Source organism: Dietzia sp. E1 (assembly GCF_014145015.1).
GTDB lineage: Bacteria > Actinomycetota > Actinomycetes > Mycobacteriales > Mycobacteriaceae > Dietzia > Dietzia cinnamea_A.
Genome location: NZ_JAALDU010000288.1, coordinates 1 through 4,418 on the forward strand (window position 1 = coordinate 1; position 4,418 = coordinate 4,418).

Annotated in this window: 5 protein-coding genes; 2 read left to right on the forward strand and 3 right to left on the reverse strand. The window is 72.2% G+C overall.

Features of this window, described 5'->3' with window-relative positions; translation table 11 throughout:
• Window positions 1–219 (reverse strand): LamB/YcsF family protein (locus tag G6030_RS10335; RefSeq protein WP_347238632.1); only part of this gene is annotated, 219 nt, incomplete at its 3' end.
• A 56-nt stretch (window positions 220–275) separates the two neighbouring features.
• Here G6030_RS10335 and G6030_RS10340 point away from each other — a divergent pair.
• Complete coding sequence (locus G6030_RS10340) at window positions 276–932, forward strand: hypothetical protein (protein WP_182643058.1); 657 nt, start codon at window positions 276–278, stop codon at window positions 930–932.
• Here the strand turns inward: G6030_RS10340 and G6030_RS10345 are convergent.
• Window positions 877–2,169: an FUSC family protein gene (locus G6030_RS10345; RefSeq protein WP_182643059.1), complete on the reverse strand. Its 1,293-nt coding sequence runs from the start codon at window positions 2,167–2,169 to the stop codon at window positions 877–879. The genes G6030_RS10340 and G6030_RS10345 overlap by 56 nt on opposite strands.
• A complete protein-coding gene (locus G6030_RS10350; protein WP_182643060.1) occupies window positions 2,126–2,542 on the reverse strand; it encodes a DUF3151 domain-containing protein in 417 nt (138 codons plus the stop codon). Before G6030_RS10350 ends, G6030_RS10345 begins: the two co-directional genes overlap by 44 nt.
• A 286-nt stretch (window positions 2,543–2,828) precedes the next feature.
• On the opposite strand from G6030_RS10350, the gene G6030_RS10355 reads away from it, so the two are divergent.
• Entirely contained in the window at window positions 2,829–4,235 is a 1,407-nt protein-coding gene (locus G6030_RS10355; protein ID WP_182643061.1) for an NAD(P)/FAD-dependent oxidoreductase, read from the forward strand.
• Window positions 4,236–4,418: the final 183 nt, after the last annotated feature.

A 4,418-nucleotide genomic window follows, 5' to 3' on the forward strand; every position in this document is an offset into this window, starting at 1 on the left:
CCCGCGCTCAGCGGCGGCGACGGCCGTGGCGATCATGGTGGGCCGGTTGCCTGCGTGGAAGCCGCACGCGACGTTGGCGGACGTCACCACGTCCAACAGTGCGGCGTCGTCGGGATCCGGCCCGGCGCCGGGTGCGAGCGACGCGGGCCACCGCGGCGTCCCCCGGCGGGCCTCGCCGAGGTCGCAGTTCAGATCGATCCTGCGCGCCTGTCCAACCACGCTTCCATCCTGCCCCAGGTTCGCCCCCGCCATCAGCTGCGGTCATGATGGAGGTCATGATCGTCATCCGCTGCGGCTCGGCCCCGGTCCCGACGGTTCTCGGTGAGCGCCCCCGCATCCAGGTCAGCGAGGTGCCGACCAAGGACGAGGTCAACCGTGCGTTGGCCGAGGTGGGCCCGGGGCGTCGACTGGTCCTCTGCGGCACCGACGCCGCATTGGCCGCGGTGCTCACCCGCCTGCTGCGGACCGAGAACCTCGACGCGGAGATCGCCTACGTCGCCGACGAGCCCACCCCCGCCACCCGCGCGTACGGGCTGCCGACAGGGTCGGAGGCGGCCAAGCTCGGCATCCGCGGCACGTCGCGTGAGGTGCCGCTCGTCCGCGACGAGACCGGGACCGCCCTCGTCGGTGAGGCCCTCGTTCGCGGCCCCGAGGGTGACCGACTCGTGGGCGAGGCCTACGCCGACGACACCGTGGTCTTCTCCGGCGAGACGCACACCCTCACCGTCCGGCCCACACCCGAGCTGCCCGGCGTCCGGGCCACCGCCGCCCGGCCCCGCAGGCTGCGTCGCCGTCAGTGGGTGGCGGCCCGGGCGGTGCAACTGGGCACCGAGGCCGGCCTGCTCACCCGTGACGGGGTCACCGGCCGGCGGGCCATCAAGAGGACGACCTTCTACCGTCATACCGAGCCATGGAGGCTCGTGTCGCCCTGAACGGCGGCATCTCCGGAGCGGGTCGGTCGGGCGAATCCGGCCACTCCTCCTTGAGCAGCTCCGGCGACACGGCCGGCGTCCGCACCGTGGGCGGCAGGGTGGCCAGCGCCGAGATCTTGCTCAGGCCCGCCACCTGCATCACGTCCACGAGGATCGACCGGATCTGCGCGAGCATCACCGTCTCGGTCATACCCGAGCCGATCACCAGCTCCCGCTTGGCCCGCGCCGACACCGCGCGCAGCTCCCGGAGCACCTTCGCGGCGCCGGGCGCGTCGGGGTCGGCGGCCACCCGCTGGGCGAGCAGCTCCACCGCGTCGGCGAGCGCGGCCAGCAGCGAACTGAGCGCGGGCGGGACGTCGACCTGATCGTCGACGGCCACGATCGCCCGCCGCGCCAGCACGCGGATGTTGCGGATGCCGTTGTCGAGCGGATTGAGGATGCGGGTCAGCTCCACCTCCTCCGGACGGCGCCGGCGGTAGAACGGCGAGATCCGCACCAACTCCTGGGCCCCCGCGAGCTGCTCCTCCACCGCGTTGATCGCCGGCTGGGTGTCCCGGGCGTCCTGGAGCGCCTCGCGGATGCGGTCGGAGTCGCGGCGGTCCAGCCCCTCGGCGACCTCCGCCAGGACCGACGAGGCCACGCCGAGCAGCGACGCCGCCTCGCGTCGAGCGCGCCGCAGCGGGTGCACGGGGATGAGCGACATCGCGACCAGCGCGACGACACCACCGACGGCGGCGTCCACCATCCGCTCGTAGCCGCCCGCCGAGCCCGGCGGCAGGATCGTCGCCACGAGGATCGCCGACGACGCCGCCTGCGTCCCCACGAGCGCGCCCCGGTCGAGGAACACCGCCGCCGACATCGCCAGCACCACGACCGCGGCGATCTGCCACGGGCCGGAGCCGATCTGCGCGATGAGCAGATCGCCCAGGCCGACGCCCACCACGACGCCGATCACCAGCTCGATGCCGCGGCGGACCCGCCGGCCCATCCCGGTGCCCAGCGCGATGGCGGCCGCGATGGGCGCGAAGAACGGCGCGGGGTGGCCCAGCAGGTCGAACGCGATGAACCAGGCGCTCCCGGCGGCCAGGCCGCACTGCAGGATCGGCAGGAACGCGTACGCCAGACGCCGGGTCCGCGTCCTCAGCGGAACCGGCAGCGCGGCGTAGACGCCCAGCGCGCGGGCGTCTAGACGATCACGCCAGGCCGAGAGGCGCGGCGGCGTGCGGGTCTGACTCATTGATCAAATCCAGGCAACGGACGTACTCGTCCTCCTCACCGATCGACTGCGCGGCGCGGGCCAGCGCCGCGACCGCGCGGAGGAATCCGCGGTTCGGCTCGTGGTCGTACGGCACCGGGCCGAAGCCCTTCCAGCCGTGGCGGCGCAGCTGGTCCAGCCCGCGGTGGTAGCCGGTGCGGGCGAAGGCGTACGCGGTCACCGCGTCGCCGGCGTCGAGTGCGCGCTCGGCGAGCTCGGCCCACGCGATCGACGCCGCCGGGTGGTCGGCCGCGACCGTGCGGGGGTCCTCGCCCGCGGCGAGGGCGTCCTCCGCCTCCGGATCGCCGGTCAGACGGGTGGGCGGGGGGCCGAGGAGATCTCCGAACTGGGTCATGTCGACCATTGTCCACGAATTGCCGGAGCCGCTCCCGGGGGAGGGGCGAACGGACCGTCCGGAATGCGGACACACCGCGTTTGCTATGGTGAGAGCCCTGCGGCGCCCCAGGACGGGCGCCGCGGCCGCGTTGCCGCAGGCCGCACGTACCGCCGCCGCGACGCGGGATCGATGGTCCGGTGTCGAGGCCCGGAGCGCGCGGAGACCCCTCCGCCGACGCCCCGCCTCCACCGAACGTCTCTGCCCGAGACGAACGAGAGGCCGGTGACGGCCGGAAGGAATGTAGTTGTCTAATCAACGAATCGCCATCTTCGGAGCCGGCCCCAGCGGCATCGCCGCCCTGCGGGCCTTCGAGTCCGCCCAGCGCGCGGGCGCCACGATCCCCGAGATCGTCTGCTACGAGAAGCAGGACGACTGGGGCGGCCAGTGGAACTACAGCTGGCGCAGCGGGATCGACAAGTACGGCGAGCCGGTGCACTCCTCGATGTACCGCAACCTGTGGTCGAACGGCCCCAAGGAGGCCCTGGAGTTCGCCGAGTACACCTTCGACGAGCACTTCGGCCGGCCGATCTCGTCCTACCCGCCGCGCGAGGTGCTGTGGGACTACATCGACGGCCGCGTGCGCCGGTCGAAGGTCAAGGACAAGGTGCAGTTCTCCACGACCGTGCGCTGGGTGGACTACGACCGCGACCAGGACAACTTCACCGTGACCGTGGAGAACCTCCGCTCGGGCCGCACCACCACCTCCGAGTTCGACCGCATCATCGTCGCGACCGGACACTTCAGCTTCCCCAACGTGCCCGAGTTCGAGGGCATCCACACTTTCCCCGGCTCGGTCCAGCACGCCCACGACTTCCGCGGCGCCGAGAACCTGGCGGACAAGAGGGTCCTGCTCGTCGGCGCCTCCTACTCCGCCGAGGACATCGGCGTGCAGGCGTTCAAGATGGGCGCCCGCTCGGTGACGATGTCCTACCGCACCCGGCCGATCGGCTACGACTGGCCGGACGGCATGGAGGAACTGCCGCTCATCGACCGCTTCGAGGGCAGCACGGTCCACTTCACCGGCGGCGAGACGCGGGAGTTCGACGCGGTGATCCTGTGCACCGGCTACCTGCACAAGTACCCGTTCCTGCCCGCCGACCTGGCGCTGCAGTCGCCGAACAACATCTACCCCGCCGGCCTGTACCGGGGCGTGGTGTGGCAGAAGAACCCGCGCGTGTACTACCTCGGGGCCCAGGACCAGTGGTTCACGTTCAACATGTTCGACGCGCAGGCCTGGTACGTGCGTGACCTCATCCTCGGGCGCACGCCGCTGCCGTCGGCGCAGGACCGCGCCGCGCACATGCGCGCCTGGCGCGACCGCTTCCAGAAGCTCGACGGCGACGCCGACGAGGTGCGCTTCCAGGCCGACTACATCCGCGACCTCATCGACGCGACCGACTACCCGGAGTTCGACCTCGACGAGGTCGTCCGGATCTTCCTCGCGTGGAAGGACGACAAGGCCGCCAACATCCTCACCTACCGCGACAAGCCGCACCGCTCGGTCATGACCGGCACGATGGCCGCCGAGCATCACACCCCGTGGCTGCGCGAGCTGGACGACTCGATGGCGCGGTACCTGTCGACCCCCGCACGCTCCGAGCTCGAGCAGATGGTCGAGGACGGCGCGCCCGCCGAGTCCACCACACGCTGACCGCCGGACCCCGGGGATGAACACTCGATGACGCCTCAGCGATAACCGGGGCGAGAGGGCGGCCGATCGGCCACCCTGGTCACATGACCGACTCTGCTGCCGATCCCTCCCGGTCCCGCGCGGGCCTCGGCCGGCGTTCCGTCCTGCGGGCGGGGGCGCTGGCCGGGGCGGCGGTCGGCGCCG